Origin of the sequence: Rothia mucilaginosa, assembly GCF_964211445.1 — a bacterium.
GTDB lineage: Bacteria > Actinomycetota > Actinomycetes > Actinomycetales > Micrococcaceae > Rothia > Rothia mucilaginosa_E.
This window is the reverse complement of sequence record NZ_CAXOQT010000005.1, coordinates 77035-96981: the sequence shown is the minus strand read 5'-3', so window position 1 is coordinate 96981 and position 19947 is coordinate 77035. Positions and strand designations below refer to the sequence as shown.

General features: G+C 58.7%; 18 protein-coding genes and 1 tRNA gene. 12 read left to right on the top strand and 7 right to left on the bottom strand.

Translation table 11 applies throughout. The features are described from left to right. Positions 1–34: 34 nt before the first annotated feature. Together AB8E48_RS02260 and AB8E48_RS02255 are read right to left on the bottom strand one after the other, a co-directional pair. Positions 35–1066, bottom strand: coding sequence for a 6-phosphofructokinase (locus AB8E48_RS02260; RefSeq protein ID WP_049347329.1), 1032 nt, complete (start codon positions 1064–1066; stop codon positions 35–37). Positions 1067–1528: 462 nt separating this feature from the next. Beyond that, positions 1529–2731: a pyridoxal phosphate-dependent aminotransferase gene (locus tag AB8E48_RS02255; protein WP_368885621.1), complete on the bottom strand. Its 1203-nt coding sequence runs from the start codon at positions 2729–2731 to the stop codon at positions 1529–1531. Between the two features lie 354 nt (positions 2732–3085). On the opposite strand from AB8E48_RS02255, the gene AB8E48_RS02250 reads away from it, so the two are divergent. The 12 genes from AB8E48_RS02250 to AB8E48_RS02195 all read left to right on the top strand — a co-directional run bounded on the left by AB8E48_RS02250 (position 3086) and on the right by AB8E48_RS02195 (position 14880). Further along, positions 3086–3158, top strand: a tRNA-Trp gene (locus AB8E48_RS02250). A 78-nt stretch (positions 3159–3236) separates the two neighbouring features. Continuing rightward, positions 3237–3515, top strand: a complete 279-nt coding sequence (gene secE, locus AB8E48_RS02245; protein WP_304193838.1) for a preprotein translocase subunit SecE — start codon at positions 3237–3239, stop codon at positions 3513–3515. A gap of 104 nt (positions 3516–3619) precedes the next feature. Then, positions 3620–4366 (top strand): transcription termination/antitermination protein NusG, encoded by a 747-nt coding sequence (nusG, locus tag AB8E48_RS02240; RefSeq protein ID WP_368885620.1) that lies wholly within the window; start codon positions 3620–3622, stop codon positions 4364–4366. A 263-nt stretch (positions 4367–4629) separates the two neighbouring features. Continuing rightward, complete coding sequence (gene rplK / locus AB8E48_RS02235) at positions 4630–5058, top strand: 50S ribosomal protein L11 (protein ID WP_005504870.1); 429 nt, start codon at positions 4630–4632, stop codon at positions 5056–5058. A gap of 137 nt (positions 5059–5195) precedes the next feature. Next, entirely contained in the window at positions 5196–5891 is a 696-nt protein-coding gene (gene rplA, locus AB8E48_RS02230; protein ID WP_368885619.1) for a 50S ribosomal protein L1, read from the top strand. 303 nt (positions 5892–6194) lie between these two features. After that, entirely contained in the window at positions 6195–7169 is a 975-nt protein-coding gene (locus AB8E48_RS02225; protein WP_368885618.1) for a TDT family transporter, read from the top strand. 91 nt (positions 7170–7260) lie between these two features. Next, on the top strand, positions 7261–8400 hold the full coding sequence (locus tag AB8E48_RS02220) for an ABC transporter ATP-binding protein (protein ID WP_368885617.1): 1140 nt from the start codon (positions 7261–7263) through the stop codon (positions 8398–8400). 388 nt (positions 8401–8788) lie between these two features. Continuing rightward, positions 8789–9319 carry a 50S ribosomal protein L10 gene (gene rplJ, locus AB8E48_RS02215; RefSeq protein ID WP_005504882.1) on the top strand — a complete coding sequence of 177 codons (531 nt, stop codon included), beginning with the start codon at positions 8789–8791 and terminating at the stop codon, positions 9317–9319. Positions 9320–9474: 155 nt separating this feature from the next. After that, positions 9475–9849, top strand: a complete 375-nt coding sequence (gene rplL, locus AB8E48_RS02210; RefSeq protein ID WP_005504884.1) for a 50S ribosomal protein L7/L12 — start codon at positions 9475–9477, stop codon at positions 9847–9849. Positions 9850–10172: 323 nt separating this feature from the next. Beyond that, a complete protein-coding gene (locus tag AB8E48_RS02205) occupies positions 10173–11714 on the top strand; it encodes a glycoside hydrolase family 32 protein (RefSeq protein WP_368885616.1) in 1542 nt (513 codons plus the stop codon). A gap of 241 nt (positions 11715–11955) precedes the next feature. Continuing rightward, positions 11956–13953, top strand: coding sequence for a glucose PTS transporter subunit IIA (locus AB8E48_RS02200; RefSeq protein WP_368885615.1), 1998 nt, complete (start codon positions 11956–11958; stop codon positions 13951–13953). A 273-nt stretch (positions 13954–14226) separates the two neighbouring features. Continuing rightward, positions 14227–14880: a GNAT family N-acetyltransferase gene (locus AB8E48_RS02195; RefSeq protein WP_368885614.1), complete on the top strand. Its 654-nt coding sequence runs from the start codon at positions 14227–14229 to the stop codon at positions 14878–14880. Between the two features lie 102 nt (positions 14881–14982). On the opposite strand, the gene AB8E48_RS02190 is transcribed toward AB8E48_RS02195, so the two are convergent. The 5 genes from AB8E48_RS02190 to moaA all read right to left on the bottom strand — a co-directional run bounded on the left by AB8E48_RS02190 (position 14983) and on the right by moaA (position 19921). Continuing rightward, on the bottom strand, positions 14983–16059 hold the full coding sequence (locus AB8E48_RS02190) for a LacI family DNA-binding transcriptional regulator (protein WP_368885613.1): 1077 nt from the start codon (positions 16057–16059) through the stop codon (positions 14983–14985). 98 nt (positions 16060–16157) lie between these two features. Next, on the bottom strand, positions 16158–17471 hold the full coding sequence (locus AB8E48_RS02185; protein ID WP_368885612.1) for a molybdopterin molybdotransferase MoeA: 1314 nt from the start codon (positions 17469–17471) through the stop codon (positions 16158–16160). A 150-nt stretch (positions 17472–17621) separates the two neighbouring features. Further along, complete coding sequence (locus AB8E48_RS02180; RefSeq protein ID WP_368885611.1) at positions 17622–18329, bottom strand: molybdenum cofactor guanylyltransferase; 708 nt, start codon at positions 18327–18329, stop codon at positions 17622–17624. Beyond that, positions 18329–18598 carry a MoaD/ThiS family protein gene (locus tag AB8E48_RS02175; protein ID WP_315295899.1) on the bottom strand — a complete coding sequence of 90 codons (270 nt, stop codon included), beginning with the start codon at positions 18596–18598 and terminating at the stop codon, positions 18329–18331. Before AB8E48_RS02175 ends, AB8E48_RS02180 begins: the two co-directional genes overlap by 1 nt. 111 nt (positions 18599–18709) lie before the next feature. Beyond that, a complete protein-coding gene (gene moaA / locus AB8E48_RS02170; protein ID WP_314065947.1) occupies positions 18710–19921 on the bottom strand; it encodes a GTP 3',8-cyclase MoaA in 1212 nt (403 codons plus the stop codon). Positions 19922–19947: the final 26 nt, after the last annotated feature.

Here is a 19947-nt window from a genome sequence, read left to right as displayed (position 1 = left end):
TGAGTGCTCAGCGAGCTTGCTGAGGCTGTGGGGTTTAGCGGCCGAAGAGTACGGCTGCTTCTTCCCAACGTTCCTGAGGTACGGACTTCAGGCCGTCCAGTGCCTCTTCGAGGGGTACATACTTGATCTCGGTGCCCTGAACGGAGACCATCTTGCCCCACTGCTTCTGAGCGACCATGTCGACTGCGCCCATGCCCAGGCGGGTTGCGAGCACGCGGTCGTAGCCGGTGGGTGCGCCACCACGCTGGATGTGGCCCAGGATGGTGTTACGGGTTTCGACGCCGGTCATCTTCTCGATTTCGTGGGTGATGTACTCACCGATACCACCGAGGCGGGGACGACCGTCCTTCTCGGTACCCTTGTTCGCCATGACGTCGTCGAAGCCTTCGGGGATGAAGCCCTCAGCAACAACAACCAGGGGAGAGCGGCCGCGGTCGTGTACTTCCTTGACCCATTCAGCAACCTGCTCCATGGAGACCTTGACCTCGGGGATCAGGATTGCGTGTGCGCCTGCAGCCATACCGGAGTGCAGTGCGATCCAACCGACGTGGCGGCCCATGACTTCGGCGACCATGCAGCGGTGGTGCGATTCACCGGTGGTGCGGATGCGGTCCATAGCCTCGGTTGCGATGGACACTGCGGTGTCGAAACCGAAGGTGTAGTCGGTTGCGCGCAGGTCGTTGTCGATGGTCTTGGGAACACCGATGACGGGCAGGCCTGCGTCCGCCAGACGCTTTGCGCCTGCGAGGGTGCCTTCACCGCCGATAGCGACGATTGCGTCGATGCCGTGGCGTTCCATCATGATTTCGATGTTCTCGGGGCCACCGTTGGGGCCGTCGAAGGGGTTGGTGCGGGAGGTACCGATGATGGTGCCGCCCTGGGACGCCAGGCCGCGGACCTTCTGGCGGGGCAGGTCCATGTAGTCGCCTTCAACGACGCCGCGCCAGCCATCGCGGAAGCCGACGAACTCGTAGCCGTACTTCTTGACGCCGTTGAGGACAGCGCCGCGGATGACAGCGTTCAGGCCGGGGCAGTCGCCGCCGGAAGTAAGCAGACCGATCTTCATGGTTGGCTCCTAATGTCTGCGCGTTTTAGGTGTTGTGCGCGCGTGTATATAACTATGACCTCCGCGATTTCGGCGCATGAATGTGCGCCGGTCGGGAGGTCGTTCTCTTGGTCTCTATTTTAGCGGTGTTTGGGTTGTGTTGGTAGTGGTGGAAAGGCGTGGGAATGCCCAAATCGCGGCATAAAAGTTCAGGTTTTTGAAACCTGTATGTTTGGGTTTGAAACACAAATAGCCGCCGCTTCCCACCTATGGCACCGAAGAGGCAAACGAGGCCTCCGCGCATCCGAAAAGATGCGGGAGGCCTCGAGCGTTTTAAAAATATTTTTAAATCTTTGTGGGATTCCCGGTTTTTAGGACATAAAACGGTCAATAGCCCTGTGTTTGATCGTTTTGTGCCGGTTCACCCAACACCTAAACCGCGCCTCCCGCCGGGGCAAGAGACGCGGTTCGGAGAGCCGCGAACTAGTCGCGTGCCTGACCGAGGAACTTCTGCAGGCGTGCCAGGCCCTCAGCCAGGTCCTCATCGCTCAGCGCGTAGGAGAGGCGCAGGTAGCCGCTGGGGCCGAATGCCTCACCGGGAACTACGGCGACCTCAGCCTTTTCGAGAATGAGCTCGGCGAGCTCTGCGCTGGTCTGCGGGCGTACGCCTGCGATTTCCTTGCCGAGCAACTCGCGTACATCCGGGTAGGCATAGAACGCGCCGGTGGGTACAGGGCAGTGAACGCCTTCAACAGCGTTCAGGCCCTCCACAATGGTGCGGCGGCGGCGATCGAAGGCAGCGTGCATGATTTCCACGTCGTCCTGCGGGCCGGTCAGAGCTTCAAGAGCGGCACGCTGGGCGATGTTGTTGACGTTGGAGGTCATGTGGGACTGCAGGTTGGAGGCTGCGGCGATAACGTCGCGCGGGCCAATCATCCAGCCCACACGCCAACCCGTCATGGCGTAGGTCTTTGCTACGCCGTTGAGGATGACGCACAGGTCAGCGAGCTCGGGTACTGCCTTCAGGATGGAGACTGCCTGAACACCGTCATAGGTGAGGTGTTCGTAAATCTCGTCGGTCAGCACGAAAATACCCTTGGACAGTGCCCATTCGCCGATGGCGCGGGTTTCTTCTTCGGTGTAGACGGCACCGGTCGGGTTGGAGGGGGAGACGAAGATGAGCGCCTTGGTGGCGGGGGTGTAGGCGGCTTCGAGCTGCTCGACGGTGACCTTGTAATGCTGGTCGCTACCGGCGAACACCTCGATGGGGTTGCCGCCTGCCAGGCGGATGCACTCGGGGTAGGTGGTCCAGTAGGGCGCGGGCAGCAGGACGTCGTCGCCTTCGTCGATGACGGTTGCGAATGCCTGGTAGACCGCCTGCTTGCCGCCGTTGGTGACGATGACCTGTGCGGGGTCAATCTCTACACCGGAGTCGCGCAGAGTCTTTTCCGCGATGGCCTTCTTCAGCTCGGGAAGGCCGGAGGCGGGGGAGTAGCGGAAGTTCTTGGGGTCGTTGAGCGCTTCGCGTGCTGCATCCACAATATGCGCGGGGGTGGGGAAGTCCGGTTCGCCTGCGCCGAAACCGATGACGGGGCGCCCCTGAGCCTTGAGTGCTTTTGCCTTTGCGTCGACGGCAAGGGTTGCGGAGGGTGCGATGGCACCGATGCGGCTTGAAATACGCGCCATGGGGCTCTCTTCTCTTTCTTCGTGTGCGCTGCCGGCGTGAAGTCGACAAGGAAATAGGTGATGGGAATGCGCGTGCGGGACCAATCCGCGCGTGATGGGCGCGGGTGTGAACGGCGTTCCTTGTATTAGGATACGGTCCACTAGTGGTGATGCGGAACCCTTCGTCAAGGTATCTCAAGAGGTTTTTCGAAAAAATATTACATTCTGAAGTTGCATCGGCCCCGAAAGATGGTTTACAGTTAGTTCTGCACCCGCAAGGGTGTAATTGTTTGCCCCTCTAAAGCCGCGGCTTAGGAGGCAATGGAGGAGCAATCGAGTGAGAAGCAACTCTCACACCTGGAGTGAAAACTTCAAAGGGTGGTGGCTCAATTGGTAGAGCAGCGGTCTCCAAAACCGCAGGTTGCAGGTTCGAGTCCTGTCCGCCCTGCTTTTATTGCCTCAAATAACATCTTTGTACGCCCGTTCCCCGGGCGTACTTTTTTAGACTCAGAAAGGGGCAGAAGAAATGGCATCGTCTGCTACCGCCGAGAAGGCTGTTCAGCCCGGCGCATCGTCGAAGAGCGATAAGAAGCTCGGTTTCTTCGGCCGTATTTTTGCATTCCTCCGTGAAGTTATTGCGGAGTTGAAGAAGGTTACTACTCCCACCGGACGCGAACTGGTTGGTTACTTCTTCGGAGTTCTGTTCTTTGTCGTGGTGATGCTCCTGCTTATTTCTGGTCTGGATTATCTTTTTGGCCAGGGAGCATTCTGGATTTTCGGTAACGGAACGATTCAGCGTAACTAGTACTGGCTGCATCCTTATTCTGGGTGCCCCATCAGTGATTTCCCTCAGCGTATTGGCGAGTGGGAGTCCCCTCTAGATGATTAACGATAGAAAGTAGGAGCGACGTGTCCGAGCAGGAACTGGTATCCGAGATTGAAGAGGTCGAGGTAGCCGCTGCTGAGGCTACTGAGGAGTCTGCGGCTATTGAGCAGCAGGCTGAGGAAGCTACCGAGGCTGTCGAGGTGGCTGAAGCAGCTGCTGAGGCTGCTGAGGAAGTCGACGCTCTGGAAGAATTCAAGTCCAAGCTGCGCCGTCAGATGGGCGACTGGTACGTGGTGCACACCTACTCCGGTTACGAGAACAAGGTGAAGACCGGTATCGAGACCCGTATCCAGAACCTGGAAGCTGAAGATGAGATCTTCGAGGTTCAGGTTCCCATGGAGACCGTGGTTGAGTTCAAGAACACCGTGAAGAAGACCATCCGCCGCGTGCGCGTTCCCGGTTACGTTCTGGTGCGTATGGAACTGACCGACCACTCGTGGGGCGTTATCCGCCACACTCCCGGTGTGACTGGCTTCGTGGGTCAGGATGCGTACAACCCGGTCCCGCTGCGCATGGACGAGGTCTTCGACATGCTTCTGCCGGTCTTCGAAGAGCAGCAGCAGAGCCAGGGCCTGCCCGTTTCCAAGCCCGTTATCGAGTCTGACTACACTGTGGGCGAGAACGTCCGCGTGAAGTCCGGTGCTTTCGAGGGCATGGACGCTACCGTTTCGGAGATCAAGGGCGAGTCCCAGCAGATTGTCGTGATGATTTCCGTCTTCGGTCGCGACACCCCGGTGACCTTGAGCTTCACCGAGATCGAAAAGATTTAACGCTTCTAGCGTGTGAATATGAGCCTCGCACTTCGGTGCGGGGCTCATATTTTGTGTCGGCTGTATAAGCGGCGGCTGTGCGGGCGAGGTTTGCTCTTTCTGCTGGCTGGCGCTGGATTAAGTCGCTGATTAACGCTAGAATGTTGGTTTGTGTATGCGCATGTCACGCTTTCATGCGGATGCACGGGTGACCGCGCCACGGTCACCGTCTTGCCGGCGTACGCTCCTGTGCGTCGGTTCCCAGCTAAGAAAAGGACCCTACATTGGCTCCCAAGAAGAAGGTCACTGGCCTCATCAAGCTGCAGATCCAGGCAGGCGCCGCTAACCCGGCTCCCCCCGTCGGCCCCGCACTGGGCTCGCACGGTGTGAACATCATGGAGTTCTGCAAGGCATACAACGCTGCAACTGAGTCGCAGCGCGGTAACATCATCCCCGTTGAGATTACCGTCTACGAGGATCGCTCCTTCACCTTCATCACCAAGACCCCTCCGGCTTCCCAGCTGATCAAGAAGGCTGCTGGCGTTGCTAAGGGCTCCGCTGTTCCTCACACCACCAAGGTTGGTTCGCTGACCGAGGCTCAGGTGCGCGAAATCGCTGAGACCAAGATGCCCGACCTGAACGCAAACGACCTGGATGCTGCTTCCAAGATCATCGCAGGTACCGCTCGTTCCATGGGTATCACCGTCGAGTAATTTCGGTTCGCCGAATAGCCGAGTAATCGGCACCGTAGATTTTTCTACACAGAACTTGTAAATGCCCGTCGTATGGACGGGATGTGGCAGAGCCGAGCGCGGCTCACGAGACCACAACTGCATAAGGAGAAAAGCAGATGGCAAAGCGCAGCAAGGCGTACAAGGCAGCTGTAGCCAAGATTGAAGAGGGTAAGCTCTACACCCCCGCTGAGGCAGTTGCCCTGGCGAAGGAAACCTCTTCCACCAAGACCGACGCAACCGTTGAAGTTGCACTGCGTCTGTCCGTTGACCCCCGTAAGGCAGACCAGATGGTTCGCGGTACCGTGAACCTGCCCCACGGCACCGGTAAGACCGCTCGCGTGGTCGTTATCGCAGCAGGCCCCAAGGCTGCTGAGGCTGAGGCAGCTGGCGCTGACTACGTTGGTTCCGACGAGCTGATCGCAAAGATCGCTGGCGGCTGGACCGACTTCGACGCAGCGGTTGCAACCCCCGACATGATGGGCAAGGTCGGCCGCCTGGGTAAGATCCTGGGTCCCCGTAACCTGATGCCGAACCCCAAGACCGGTACCGTGACCATGGATGTTGCAAAGGCTGTTGCAGACATCAAGGGCGGTAAGATCGACTTCCGCGTTGACCGTAACTCCAACCTGCACTTCATCATCGGTAAGGCTTCCTTCACCGCTGAGCAGCTCGAGGAGAACTTCCAGGCAGCTCTGGAAGAGGTTAACCGTCTGAAGCCCTCTTCGGCTAAGGGTCGTTACATCTCCAAGGCAACCGTTGCTACCACCTTCGGCCCCGGCATCCCCGTTGATCCGGCTGCCGTTGCTGCCTAAGGTATGCACCTGTAGCTTCTAGCTTTCGCTAGTGATCGCCCCCGACGTTTAGGCGTCGGGGGCGATTTTTTGTGCATGATTTTGTCTGTGTGAAGATTCAAAACACAGCGTGAAGATTCAAGACATTGCGTGACCGGGACCGGTTAAAGTACGTCACGGACTTCCAGCTTATATAGGCTTAAAACATAGAATGATTTTCTAGCTCCCGATTCCTTGGGCTTTGCACATGCCTCGGCACCGTCGAAACATATATTGGGGCTGTGTGCCCATATTCTGCCCTACAACCATGAGAGGTAAAACCTAATGCCTTCTTCCCTTCAGAGCGAGCAGAGTGCCCGCCGCGGTCTCAGCGTGCCGGTCAATTATTTTGCGGTGGCGCTGGGTACCGGCGCGTTGGGCGCTGCCTGGCGTACCGGTGCCTCGAAGGGAATGGCACCTGACTGGGTGGGCGAGAGCATCCTGGCTTTTAACGCCGTAGTGTGGCTGCTCCTGATGAGCTTCCTGATTCACTCGGTGGTGAAGTATCGAGCGTGGGTGCGTAGTTTTTGGGAGCATCCGGCGCGTACCTGCTTCTTTTCGCTGATTCCGGCGACGACCGCGCAGATGGGTGCGGCTCTCTACCCCTATGCTGAGGCTCCGGCTCTGGCCCTGGTTGTGCTGGGCGGAGTGGGGCAGCTGTATTTCGCCTCTCATCGTATTGCCGGTACGTGGCGTGGTGGGTATGCGCCCGAGGCTGCCTCGCCGGTGCTGTACCTGCCGACCGTGGCGACAAATTTTGCGACCGCTACGGCGATGGGTTTTGTGGGGTGGCGCGATATGGCGATGCTCTTCTTCGGTGCGGGCCTGATTTCGTGGTTCAGCGTCGAGGCCGCAATCCTGAGCCGTCTGCGCACCCTGACTCCGCTACCTCGGGGGGAGCGCGGCGTCATTGGTATCCAGATGGCACCGCCTTTTGTGGGCGGTAACGCGTACCTGGCGGCTAATGGTGGCACAGTGGACTGGTTCTTCCTGGTGCTGACCGGTTACGGCATTTTGCAGCTGTTCTTCTTGATGCGCTTGCTTCCGTGGACTCTTGAGGGTGGCTTCTCGATGAGTATGTGGGGTTTCTCCTTCGGTATGGCGTCCATGGCGGCGAGCGGTATTCGCCTGACCTCGGCTGGCATGTTGGGGTTGGTGGGCCCCGCCTTGACTGTGGCGGGTACTGCTTTCTTGATTTTCCTGTGGGCGGGCACGCTGTATTTGGCTGTGAAGGGACGTCTGCTGGTACGCCCGAGTTAGGGTGTTTGGCTAGTGGGGTAAGCGCGCATTTTTATGACGACGCTTATCTTCTGCGCCGGTGCCGGGTGCGGGTTTCGGCGATAATGGGGGAATGACTTCTGCATCCTATTCTTCTGCCGCGGCGGAGCCCTTTGAGGGCCTGCGTATTCGAGGCGTCGCAAAGACCTTTGGTACCGATACGACGGTTCTGAACGAGATTGACCTGGATGTACACCCCGGCGAGTTGATTTCCCTCGTGGGTTCTTCGGGTACGGGCAAGTCGACTTTGCTGCGCATTATTGCCGGTTTGGAGGAGCCGAGCGCCGGCAGGGTGACCTATGCCGGTCAGCCTCTGGAGCGCGGCTCGGTGGGTGTGGTGTTTCAGCGCCCGATTCTGTACCCGCACCTGAGCGTGAAGGACAATATCCTGTTCCCGACCCGGCTGGGGGCGTTCTCCGGTGGGGTCGATATGGACTACTACCGCGAGCTGCTGGAAGCGTTGAAGCTTGAGGGTCTGGAGTCCCGTAAGCCCTCGCAGCTATCGGGCGGTCAGGCGCAGCGTGTGGGTATTGCGCGTGCACTGATTCGCCGTGCTCCGGTGGTGCTTTTTGATGAGCCTTTGGCGAGTGTGGATGAGGAGATGAGCGCGAGTATCCGCGCGGATATTGTGCGCCTGCACGAACGCTACGGTTTTACGGGCCTGTACGTGACCCACGATCAGAATGAGGCGCTCATGCTGGGTCAGCGGGTTGCGGTCATGGATGCCGGTTACCTGGTGCAGGTGGATACTCCGGAGCGCCTGCTGGCGCATCCGCATACTCTACAGGTGGCGAAGCTTTTGGCGGCGCCCGCACTGAACCTATTGGCGCTGGAGGACTCTGCGGCTCTACCTGCCGGGTGTGAGCTGGCAATTCGCGCGACCGCTTTGCATCCGGTGGCGGCAGATGCTGCTCACGCCCTGCCGGTCCAGGTTCTCGACTGCCGCCACCTGGTCGGTGGCATGCTGTACCGCGGGCGTCTGCCGGAGGCGGTTTCCCTGCCGTTGAAATCCCAGCGAGCTCAGACGGAAGCTGAGCTGAGTGCCCAAAAGTATGCCCAAAAGTATGCCCGTGTGAGTGCCGGTCAGGAGCTAGAGTTCTTTATCCCGGATGCGCAGAGCACCGCCTCCCTAAACGTGGGGGAGCGGATGCACCTGGGCGTGGCTGCTGAGCGCTGCTTCTTGTTCTCTGAGGGAAAGCGTTTTTACCTCTAAAGCGTGGGTTGCCAGGCCTTTTAACGGGGAGAAAGCGCGGGTTGAGTAGCTTAAAGAGGGGCTTTAAGTGATTAACCCCGCTTAATCACGTTTTTAACTTGCGACTCGGGCTTTAACCTGAGATGATGAATGAACCAAAGACCGCCGGTCTAGAACTATGTCCTTTATCGCCACCTCGTTGGAGACGAAGAACAGAGTTCTGATAAGAGCAGATTTCACTAGAAATCGCCGCCCGCGTAGGTAACTCGAAGTAAATAGCCGTTGCCCTGATTCAGGGTGCCGTCTACTGTGCCTCGTGCGCCTACGCGTCGGGGCATTTTTTATTGCTTGCAATAAGTGCTTCGAGGCTCTACCGGCGACCTTACAAGAATCGGAAGAAGGAACTACCATGGCGACTCAGGAAAAGATCGCTGCAGTATCCGAGCTGAAGGAACTCTTCGAAGCTTCGAACGCAGTCATCCTGACCGAATACCGCGGTCTCACTGTTGCACAGCTCAAGGAGCTGCGCCGCGCACTCGGTGCAGAGACCGAATACGCCGTGGTGAAGAACACGCTGGCTGCTATCGCAGCTAAGGAAGCTGGCATCGACGCATTCGAAGGCCACCTCCAGGGCCCCTCCGCACTGGCATTCATCAAGGGCGACCTGATTGATGCTGCTAAGGGCCTGCGTGACTTTGCCAAGGCTAACCCCCAGCTGATCGTGAAGAACGGTTACTACGAAGGTGCCGCTCTGACCGAGGACGACGTCAAGCGCTACGCTGACCTGGAATCCCGCGAGGTTCTGCTGTCCAAGGTTGCAGGTGGTGCAAAGGCTACCATCGCACGCATCGCACAGGTTGTGGACGCACTGCGCGTCAAGCTGGAGGAGCAGGAAGGCGCAGCTCCCGCTGCAGCCGAGGAGGCTTCGGAAGAGGCATAAGCCCCTTTCGTGCTACTGCACCAGCGCTGAGATACTCAGCAGCGTGAACGCAAACAGCGTATAACGCACCCTAAATTTGACCGACCCTTTCGGGTAGGTACTGAAGATTTACACCGCGGGCGTCAGCCCGCACCAGATAGTGAAGGAGCCAAACAATGGCTAAGCTGTCCATCGAAGAACTCATTGCAGCATTCAAGGAACTGTCCCTGGTTGAGGTTTCCGAGTTCGTTAAGGCATTCGAGGAAGAGTTCGACGTCACCGCAGCAGCTCCCGTTGCTGTTGTAGCAGGCGGCGCAGCAGGCGAGGCTGCTGAAGAGAAGTCCGAGTTCGACGTTATCCTGGAGTCCGCTGGCGACAAGAAGATCGCAGTGATCAAGGAAGTTCGTGCCCTGACCTCCCTCGGCCTGAAGGAAGCAAAGGACCTGGTTGACAGCGCTCCCAAGGCTCTGCTCGAGGGCGTTTCCAAGGAAGACGCTGAGAAGGCTAAGGAGCAGCTCGAGGCTGCTGGCGCAACCATCACCCTCAAGTAATCGACTTCTTCTCGATTCTTACGCGGGCGGTGCATCCATCGGATGCGCCGCCTCGCGGCATTTAACAGCCCCGAACCCGCCCGGTATGAAGACTGGGGAGGTTCGGGGCTTTGCCGCATCCGCTCTTTTCTCCTGTAGCAAACGGTGGTGCTGTCCTATCTGACCGCGCTCACCCGCAGAAGTCGCTGTGACCGCACTGTGCCCCGGATGAGAGAGGCTGAGAGCACTGTGGTGCCTCTCTCCTAGAGCCCGGCAACGGGGCAGAGGTGCCGTATGATGGGATGAGACAACCCAGACATTCCTTTGCACGAAAGCGGATAGACATGAGCGAGCAGAAGAAAAAGAAGAAGAGCGCAACCGAGCGACCCGCCCGCGACTTGGCGGCTGAAGCACAGCAGGTCCTGGACGCTTTCGGTGCCGGTGTTCGTGAAGACCGCGACTACCCTGCTCTGCACCTGGCGCCTCCCGTGGGCCGCCTGAATGACCCGAACGGCCTGGTCTTCGATGGTAAGCGTTATCACGCCTTCTACCAGTACTCGCCCCTGCACCCGGAGCGTATGGTCTACTGGCGTCATGCGGTCAGTGAGGACCTGACCCACTGGACCGATGAGGGTACCGCCCTGGTGCCCGATAGCCGCTACGACTCGCACGGCTGCTACTCCGGCTCCGGTATTAAGGTTCCCGGCGGTTTTGAGTTCTTCTACACCGGTAACGTGAAGGACGAAAAGGGCAACCGCGAAACCTACCAGATTCTCGCAACCGCTGGTGAGGATGCGAAGCCGACCCGTCAGCTGCCCCCGCTGATTTCTGGTCCCGAGAAGGGCTACACCGCGCACTACCGTGACCCGCACGTCTTTGAGCGTAACGGCGAATGGTGGATGGTCATTGGTGCGCAGCGTGAGGACCTGACCGGCGCCGTGGTCGTGTACACCTCCGCAGACCGCCGCGAGTGGACTTTCCGCGGCGAGCTGGGCATCAAGGACAAGACCCTCAAGGGCACCTACATGTATGAGTGCCCCTCCCTGCTGAGCATGCGCGATGAGCTGACCGGCGAAATCCGCGACGTGCTGATTTTCAGCCCGCAGGGCATGGAGCCCCTCGGCGAGAAGTACAACAACATTTTCCAGAGCGGCTACATTGTCGGTTCGTTGGATAACGAGACCCTCAAGTTCACCGTGGAGACCCCCTTCACCGAGCTGGATGCAGGTTTCGAGTTCTACGCTCCGCAGACCATTTCCGGTACCGGCCTGACTGCTGACCCGAAGGCACCCCACACCGTGAGCGGCGATGCCCCGGTGATGATTGCGTGGCTGGGTAACGCAGCCCAGGACGACCTGCCCTCGTGGAGTCACCGCTGGGTGCACATGTTCACCTACCCGCGTGAGCTGCACCTGCGTAACGGCAAGATTTTCCAGCGTCCGGTTCCGCAGCTGAATGACGCGATGGAGATGACCCCGCTGTACCGCGAGGAGGAGAAGGGTAAGCTCGTCGAGCTGAAGAATGCCCTGACCTTCCGTCTGCGCGGCCGCGTGAACGTCTCTGACGAGTGCGTGAAGCTGAAGATCAAGGACACTCACGGCGTGGCACTGAGCATCGTTCTGGATAAGGACTTTGTGCAGATGGACCGTGGCGGTACCCGCTACACCGAGGGTGGCAGCCTGCGCCGTCGAACCCTGAAGCGTTCGAAGATTCGCGAGTTTGACCTGCTTGTGGACGGTTCGGCAACTGAACTGTATGTGGGTGGCAAGCTGGTTGCGTCCATGGGTGCTGAGGTGATGACTGCTCGCACCTTCTTCAAGGGCGATAAGCGCCGCGTCCGCCTGACCGGTGGCGAGGTGCTGTCCCTGGAGTATGGCCGTCTCTAAGCTGTTTTCTAAACCTGGGGAGCTGCCTACACGGGGCTTTCCGGTAATTTCTGAATATGTCTGAGGGCTCACTCTCCGCATGGAGGGTGGGCCCTCGCTTTTAAGAACTTTCCCGTGATACCATGTTTTACATCTGATATGTCAAACGTATGACATATGCATGACATGCACACACAGACATGTCACCCCACCCCATTCACAAAGCATCATACGGTGGTGCTCCAAACAAAGGAGAGCGAGCGTGGACCACAAGTCAGTGGCACAGCGCGTGCTGAAGGACGTCGGTGGCACCGGCAACATCGTTGCAGCCGCACACTGCGCAACCCGCCTTCGCCTCGTCCTGAAGAGCCAGGACAAGGTCGACCAGGTAGCAATCGACAACGACGAAGACCTCAAGGGTAGCTTCCTCAATGCTGGCCAGTTCCAGATCATCGTCGGCCCCGGCGACGTCAACGAGGTGCACAAGCACCTTATCGCCGCTGGCGCACCCGAGGCGTCCAAGGACGACCTCAAGAGCATCGCCGCGAAGCAGGGCAACATTGTCTCCCGCTTCATCAAGACCATTGCTGACATCTTCGTTCCGCTGATTCCGGTGCTGGTCGGTGGCGGTATGCTGATGGCGCTCAATAGCCTCCTGACTTCCAAGGGTATCTTTGGTCCCCAGGCAGTTATTGAACTTTACCCGGAATGGGCTGACTTCGCGGACATCGTCAACCTGCTCTCCGCAGCTCCCTTCGCTTTCCTGCCCGTGCTGGTTGGCTTCTCCGCAACCAAGGTCTTCGGCGGTAATCCTTACCTGGGCATGACCATGGGTGCCGCAATGGTCTCCCCGGCACTGATGAACGGCTACAATGTCGCTGCCTCTCTGGCAGGTGCCGAGGGTAGCGAACCGATGAAGTACTGGAACCTCTTCGGCCTGCAGGTCCAGCAGGCGGGCTACCAGGGTACCGTGCTGCCCATCATGCTGGTTGCCTTCATCCTGTCCCACATTGAGAAGTTCTTCCACAAGGTCCTCAAGGGCACCATCGACTTCATCTTCACCCCGACCCTCACCATCCTTATCACCGGCTTCCTGACCTTCATCTTGGTCGGCCCGCCGATGTTCCAGCTGGGTACCTGGCTGGGTGAAGGTATTAACTGGCTCTACACCGTTGCTGGCCCGCTCGGCGGTCTGATCTTCGGTACTTTCTACGCATTCATCGTGATGACCGGTATGCACCAGGCATTCCCGCCCATCGAGATGAGCCTGTGGGCTACCGGTGGTTCCTTCATCTTTGTTGTCGCGTCGATGTCTAACGTGGCTCAGGGTGCTGCCGCAGCCGGTGTCGCACTGACCACCAAGAACAAGAAGATCAAGGGTATTGCTTCGGCATCTGCACCCTCCGCATTCCTCGGCATTACCGAGCCCGCAATGTTTGGTGTGAACCTGGCTCTGCGCTGGCCCTTCTACATTGCAATCGTCTCCGCGGGTATTGGTTCGATGTTTACTTCTATTCTTGGAATTAAGGCGGGTAAGCTTGGCGCCGCTGGTTACCTTGGCTTCCCCTCGATTGAACCGACTGTTGGCGCTGGTATTCCTGGCTTCTTCGGCTGCCTCATCCTGACCACCGTCATCGCTTTCGTTGCCTCCTTCATCTGGGGTAAGAAGGTTGAGGCTGGCAACACTGAGGCACCCGCTGCACCCGCTGCTGCCGCTCCCGTTGCCACCGTAGCTGCTGCCGCAGCTCCCGCCGCCGCTGTAGCATCTGAGGCTGGCGAGAGCGTCGAGATCGGCTCCCACATGGTCGGTTCCGTGGTTCTGCTGGCTGACGTCAAGGACCCCACCTTCTCCTCCGGCGCACTGGGTGCAGGCACCGCAGTGGAGCCCACCGAAGGTAAGCTCTACGCACCGGCTGACGGCAAGATTACCGTCGCATTCCCCACCGGTCACGCATACGGTCTGCGCACCGAAGACGGTCTGGATCTGCTGATGCACATCGGCATGGACACCGTTGAGCTCGACGGCAAGCACTTCGAACCCAAGGTTGCTAAGGGTGATACCGTCAAGCGCGGCGACGTGATCGCTGAGTTCGATATCCCCGCCATCAAGGCGGCTGGCTACCCGCTGGCAACCCCCATGGTGATCACCAACGCCAAGAAGGCAGCTGCTTCGGTTGAAGATGTCCAGGCTTCGGGCGCATCTGTCACCAATGCAGATTCGCTCCTGAAGGTTGCACTGAAGGCAAAGGCTAACGCATAGTCTGCACTCTTAGTGAGTAGATAACCTCAACGTGATGTACACCCCGTACCGCTCTTCCTAGAACTGGTGCGGGGTGTTCAATTTTTCCTGCAAAAACATGCAAAAAAGATATGAATAAATATGCACTAAAATTATGCATAATGGTGCAATATAAGCTGGCACACATTAATGCATGACCGTGAAAAATGTCTTGATAAGGCAGAATTTATTAGCCAGGAGTGAATAATCCAGCTAATATTTATGTATAGTTTCAAGCTTTTGTAAAGGGTGAATATGACCTCAGCTTCCTATGCTGTCCGCACCGCCGAGCCTCATGAATATGCCGAAGCGCTCGAAGTCCTGATTGCCGCGTTTGACGGAGATCCCGCCATGATGGCAGTCATTGCAGGCGGTAGCCGCCGACAGGAACTCGCCAGGCTCCGCGCCATTATGACCCTTCAGGTCTACGGCAACTTCCAGGGTCGCGGCCGTATCGACATTGCTATTGACGACTCTACCGGCAAGATTGTGGGTGTCTGCCTCTGGAACACCCCCGAATCTCACGAAGGTTCCTTTGCTAACGAGCTCAAGCAGTTTGGCGCCTACTACAAGGCTCTCGGTTGCAAGACTCTGCTGAAGGCAATCCTGATGGAGTTGCACCTGCTCAAGTACCGCCCCGCGTACAAGCACTGGTACCTCTTCAACATTGGTGTTCTTGAAGAGTACCGAGGCCGCGGCATCGGCTCGCAGCTACTCGATTACGGTACCGAACGCATCGGCGACTACCCCGCCTACCTCGAAGCATCGACCTACGATAGTGCCCGTCTCTATGAGCGCCGCGGATTCTTCTCCCTCGGCCCGCTCCACGGAATCTTCTCCAAGGCACACGCCGTTGGTATGGTCTACCCCGGCACCGGTCCCACCGAGATTGTGCAGCGCACCTCCTAAACTTCCGGACGCGCACAAAACCGATAAATGTATATGCAAAATCCGCCCCACCGTGAGCACTCGCACGGTGGGGCGGATTTTTATCGTTAGAGGAGGAGCCTCTTACTGGAGCTCATCCGGGGCGGAGGTGTCAGGTTGAATCTGATCCAGATTCGGGATAGAACGCACCGTCGCCCCCAGATGGAGCTCAACCGGGAGTACGTCCTCGGGCTGGGTAATTGGGGGAGTGGTCTTCTCTGAGGAATCCTCCTGCTGCAGCTCAATAAGCTCCAGCAGACGCTGCGCGGTACGCTTCGCCATACCCTCAATCGGCTGAACCACGGTCGCCAACTCCGGCATGAGCAGCTGAACGCTCTGCGTGCCGTCGTAACCAATCACCTGGAAATCCTCAGGAACGCGAATAGCGCGTGCGCGCGCCCAGCCCAGCGCCAACGCGGCGTAATTATCGTTGGAGGCGAAGACCGCATCCACCGGCTCCGGGCTATCGGCGCGTTCGTCCAGGTAGCGGTAGAGCACCTCACGCTTAATGCCCAGGGAGGGGCGGAATCCCAGCTCCAGGAACTCCGGCATGAGCCCTGCTTCGAGCATTGCCTCACGGTATCCGCGCTGACGCTCATTGTGCTCACCCAGAGTCGACGTCACGTGCACGATATTCTGCGCACCCGTGGCTATCAGATGCTCCGTGGCGGCACGGGCGCCTCCGTAATTATCGGAGCGGACATTCGGGTAAAAGCCGCTTTCGAGGCGGTCCACGGTCACCAGGGGAGCTTGGGCGTGCGGAATATTCACCAGCGCGTCAGAGTGCGCGCCGCTGATAATGCCGTCCACCTGATTGGAGAAGAGCATCTCCAAGTAGCGCTTTTCCTGCTCGGGGTGATCGTCGCTATTACAGAGAATGACCCGGTAGCCTGCCTCGGCAAGGTAACTTTCGAGGCGGTACACCATCTCCCCGTAGAAGGGGTTCGCGACCGTGGGGAAGATGAGGCCCACCATCTGCGAGCGCTGACCCTGCAGGCTGCGGGCGATGGCGTTGGGTCGGTAGCCGAGTTCCCGCATTGCCTCGTGGACCTTGGTGCGGGTGCTTTCGCTCAGGTAGCCGCGGTTGTTGAGCACGCGGGAGACCGTGGTGGGGGAGACTCCCGCCAGGGCCGCAACGTCGCTGAGTTTGGGCTTAGCCACGGGGGCTCCCTTCGGTATGCTAAACGATTGACATATCTCTCTACTATACCCCGACCGCATACCGCATAAACATTTCAACGCCGGAAAATAGCGCCCTACTACAGCACCGGAATAATCGGAACCCGAGCCCCCACCTCATGAGCGGATCCCCGAACCGAAGAATCATCCAACACCGCACAATGAGTAGCCGCCGCCAACGACGACAACATGTGCGACGCCGACTTCGGCAAAGGATACGCCACACCATCACGCACCGCCACGGGAAGCAGACGAGCCCCCGCCGGCTTACGCAACGTATCAACAGGCTCACCCAGAACCGCCGAATCCAGCTCCGGCAGAGGCATATCCCTCATACCAGCCAGAAGCGGCGGCAAATACGAATACAGGGCAGTGTAAGCCGCCAAAGGATTACCCGGCAGACCCAGCACAAAACGCTCACGACCCGAATTCGGACCAGTCTCCGGAACCGGCAGACGCGCAGCCAACGCAGGATGACCCGGACGCACATCCACCGACTCAAACAGGTACGTCGCACCCATATCGTTGAGCACCTTACGCACCAAATCAACACCCGAGGTACTCGACCCACCCGTGAACACCAGCACACGAGCAGTCGACGTGGACAAGAACGTGCGGAACTCAGACTCAACATCCGCCAGGCGAATCGAAGGGCGCGCCTCACAGCCAGCAGAAATAATCGCATGCTCCATAAAGCCGCCAAACGCATCACGCACCTGACCCGGCGCCGGCACACCAAATGTAATGACCTCATTACCCGTAAACGCGCAACGCACCGGAATCGGGGCGTACACCGGCAACTCATCAAAACCATTCGTGCCCAAGAACGCCGCCATACGCGCAGAGATACGGTCGCCGTGGCGTGCCAACAGCTCGCCACGCTCTAGCTCAGCACCGGCATGGCGAATATCAGCACCCGGTGCCGGAGGCTCAAAACCCTCCGCCATATCCAGGTAATGAATGCTCGACTGAGTTTCCAGATGAGCGCTCACGCCAGGACGAGAAGAAGCCTCCGCCCCCTCATACAGGCGGGAATGCTCCTCACGCACAATCGCCTCAGCGCCCTCCGGAATCAAACCGCCCGTCAGAATCGGAGTCGCCTCACCCGGAGCAATCGGCACCGTCAGACGGTGAATATTCGCGCGAGAATCCTCCGGATACGCCGGCGTTACCAGACGCCACGGAGGCGCACCCGCCACAGCGTAACCGTCCATCGCGGAAGAGCTATAGTGGGGCACCGGCATCATCGAATAAATATCATCCGCCAAATAGTGGCCAATCGTCGCCAACAGCGGCAAAGACTCCGTCTTCACATGATGCGCAATGTCCAGGCCCTGCTCATGCAGAATCTGGCGGGCCTGCTGCCACGAAACAGAAGGAATATGGTGAGACATCGTACCTCGTAAAAGTGTGTGCGGGACGCGCAACAGCGCGCGAGCTCAAAAACATCGCCCGGTCGGGCGTTAAGAACTGAGACCTACCACTAGGGTACTCGTAGCTTGGCAACTAGCGCTCCCGCGCGCCTCAGATGCTAATAACTCGTGCTAATAACTCGACCAGAGCGAGGTCGTATAGCCGAGTGCCTGCGCCTGCTCCCACGTATCAACATCGGCGGTATCAGCGGCAGACATCTGAACCGCCGCGGGGTTCAGACGGCGCAAAAAAGAACGAACAGAAGCGTCAGTCGTGCCGGTCGAAAAGACCGAACGGATCGCCTCAAAACGGTAAATACCAACCAGCGGCTGATAGATGCCCTCAGAGACACCCCAGAAGCCCTCAGAAGCTTCAGAGTCACTGGGCGCTTCAGAACCGGTGGGGGAGAGGGTAGCCGCTACCTGCTCAGCACTTCGTGCCGCGGCAATCAGCTGCTGAACCGCCGGAGCAATACGCGGAGTATCCACACCCAAAATCAGGCACCAGCCCGGCAACGGGGTCTGCGAGCGCTCACAATCCGCCGCAATACACTCCAACCCGGCATGAATCGCCGCGGCAGGACCCGAAAACGGCGGATCCTCACGAGTACGCAACACCCCGGTAGGCAACGGCAAGCTCTCAGGACCCACCACCACACGCGGGGACGCGGCGGCCACCGCCTCCAGGGCGCAATCCAGCAGGGTGCTCGTGCCATCAGACAGGGACGCCTTCGGCACATGGTTCAGACGGCGAGAAGCGCCCCCGGCAACAATGACCGCGGCGCACGAAAAATCACCCTCGGAGGGGAGCGGAGAAGCGGGCATCTTAGTAGCCGGCATTATCCACCCGCAAAGGGAGGCAGAACGTCCACACGGTCGGCATCCTGCAGGGCAACATCCGCCTCCGAGCGGGCACCGTTGACCAGGAAGGAGCACTGCTCCATCACCTGGGCAAGAGTCAGACCAGAAGGAGTCGTACCCTCCAGGGTCCGACCCAGGTGCTCAATGAGCGCGCCAAGAGTCGCGGACGGCAGCTCAGCCAGAGGCACCGACAGCTGCGCGGTACCCGCCGCAGAACGCGCGGCAGCGAAAAAATGAACCTGCATCATGCTCCTCAAACCTTGAATAGGGACAGCCGAACGCCAGGGGGCTGGTGCCAGTAAAAGGCCTTGTCCCACGCATATCTGACTGTATATTCGGCTAATAAATAGGGTAGCCTCTTAGCCACCAATAGCGCTCATCGAGCGGCTCGCCTTCGCGAACTCCTCAATATCGAAGTCAGCGTCTTCCTTACCGTGCGCACGCGGCTTAAACCACATGCCCTCACGCCAACGCAGCGCCAACTGCTGATCGTCGGCACCGGAACGCAGAAGCTGCATCAGATCAGTCTCGGTATCGGAGAACAGGCAGGAGCGGATCTTGCCGTCCGCCGTCAGACGGGTGCGGGTGCACGCATTGCAGAACGATTCCGTCACCGAGGCGATAATGCCCACGCGGCCCAGCGACTCGGTACCGTCAGTCGGGAAGCCCGCCTCATCCAGGGCAGTACCGAGCGGGTACACCTCCCACAGCTGAGCGGGGGAGTCACCACGCGCCTCAGCTACCGAACCCAGGACGTACTCAGCGGACAACTTCTCGCGAATCTCAGCGGCAGTAATGGTGCCCTCTCGAGTCCAACGGTTATCGGCATCCAGCGGCATCTGCTCAATGAAACGCAGCTGATAGCCGCCCGCCAACGCCCAGCGCAGAAGCTCCGGAGCCTGATCATCATTCAGGCCCGGCATCAGCACAGCATTAATCTTGATGGGCCACAGACCAGCCTCCGCCGCACCGTCAATACCCTTCAGTACGGCGTCGAGTTTATCGCGGCGGGTCAGCTCGGCAAAGGTCTCACGGCAAATCGTATCCAGAGAAACATTGATGCGGGTCAGACCAGCCTCCGCCAGGGCGGCGGCACGCTTCTCCAAACCAATACCGTTCGTCGTAATCGCCAATGGAATGCTCGGATGCGCCTGATGGATACGGGAAATAATATCCACCAAGTCGGCGCGCACCAGTGGCTCACCACCGGTAAAGCGAATCTCCTCCACACCCAGCTCAGTAATCGCAATGTCGGCGAGGCGCGCAATCTCCTCGGCGGAGAGCAGATTCTCCTTTGGGAGCCACTGCAAACCATCCGCCGGCATGCAATAAATGCAACGAAGATTACATTTATCGGTCAGAGAGATACGCAGATCCGTCGCCACGCGACCCCAACGGTCCAAGAGCGGACCGCTGTTTGTAATATTCGGGAGCTTACGCGCAGGCTTGACGCCGCTCTCAGATTTTTTGGGCGTAACAAAAGCAGCCCCGTTACCCTCCGCAGAAGATAAGGTGCTTAACGTTGGGCCCGCAATGAGCTCAGAAGAGGCCGAATTCGCCGTGTACGCCATGTAAAACCTATGTGGAAAATTTGCAT

What these genes read in the sequence shown, in the direction of transcription:
- AB8E48_RS02260 (WP_049347329.1), bottom strand. Translation starts at nt 1,066, where the DNA reads ATGAAGATCGGTCTGCTTACTTCCGGCGGCGACTGCCCCGGCCTGAAC.
- AB8E48_RS02255 (WP_368885621.1), bottom strand. Translation starts at nt 2,731, where the DNA reads ATGGCGCGTATTTCAAGCCGCATCGGTGCCATCGCACCCTCCGCAACC.
- secE (WP_304193838.1), top strand. Translation starts at nt 3,237, where the DNA reads ATGGCATCGTCTGCTACCGCCGAGAAGGCTGTTCAGCCCGGCGCATCG.
- rplA (WP_368885619.1), top strand. Translation starts at nt 5,196, where the DNA reads ATGGCAAAGCGCAGCAAGGCGTACAAGGCAGCTGTAGCCAAGATTGAA.
- AB8E48_RS02225 (WP_368885618.1), top strand. Translation starts at nt 6,195, where the DNA reads ATGCCTTCTTCCCTTCAGAGCGAGCAGAGTGCCCGCCGCGGTCTCAGC.
- AB8E48_RS02220 (WP_368885617.1), top strand. Translation starts at nt 7,261, where the DNA reads ATGACTTCTGCATCCTATTCTTCTGCCGCGGCGGAGCCCTTTGAGGGC.
- rplJ (WP_005504882.1), top strand. Translation starts at nt 8,789, where the DNA reads ATGGCGACTCAGGAAAAGATCGCTGCAGTATCCGAGCTGAAGGAACTC.
- rplL (WP_005504884.1), top strand. Translation starts at nt 9,475, where the DNA reads ATGGCTAAGCTGTCCATCGAAGAACTCATTGCAGCATTCAAGGAACTG.
- AB8E48_RS02205 (WP_368885616.1), top strand. Translation starts at nt 10,173, where the DNA reads ATGAGCGAGCAGAAGAAAAAGAAGAAGAGCGCAACCGAGCGACCCGCC.
- AB8E48_RS02195 (WP_368885614.1), top strand. Translation starts at nt 14,227, where the DNA reads ATGACCTCAGCTTCCTATGCTGTCCGCACCGCCGAGCCTCATGAATAT.
- AB8E48_RS02185 (WP_368885612.1), bottom strand. Translation starts at nt 17,471, where the DNA reads ATGTCTCACCATATTCCTTCTGTTTCGTGGCAGCAGGCCCGCCAGATT.
- AB8E48_RS02180 (WP_368885611.1), bottom strand. Translation starts at nt 18,329, where the DNA reads ATGCCGGCTACTAAGATGCCCGCTTCTCCGCTCCCCTCCGAGGGTGAT.
- AB8E48_RS02175 (WP_315295899.1), bottom strand. Translation starts at nt 18,598, where the DNA reads ATGATGCAGGTTCATTTTTTCGCTGCCGCGCGTTCTGCGGCGGGTACC.
- moaA (WP_314065947.1), bottom strand. Translation starts at nt 19,921, where the DNA reads ATGGCGTACACGGCGAATTCGGCCTCTTCTGAGCTCATTGCGGGCCCA.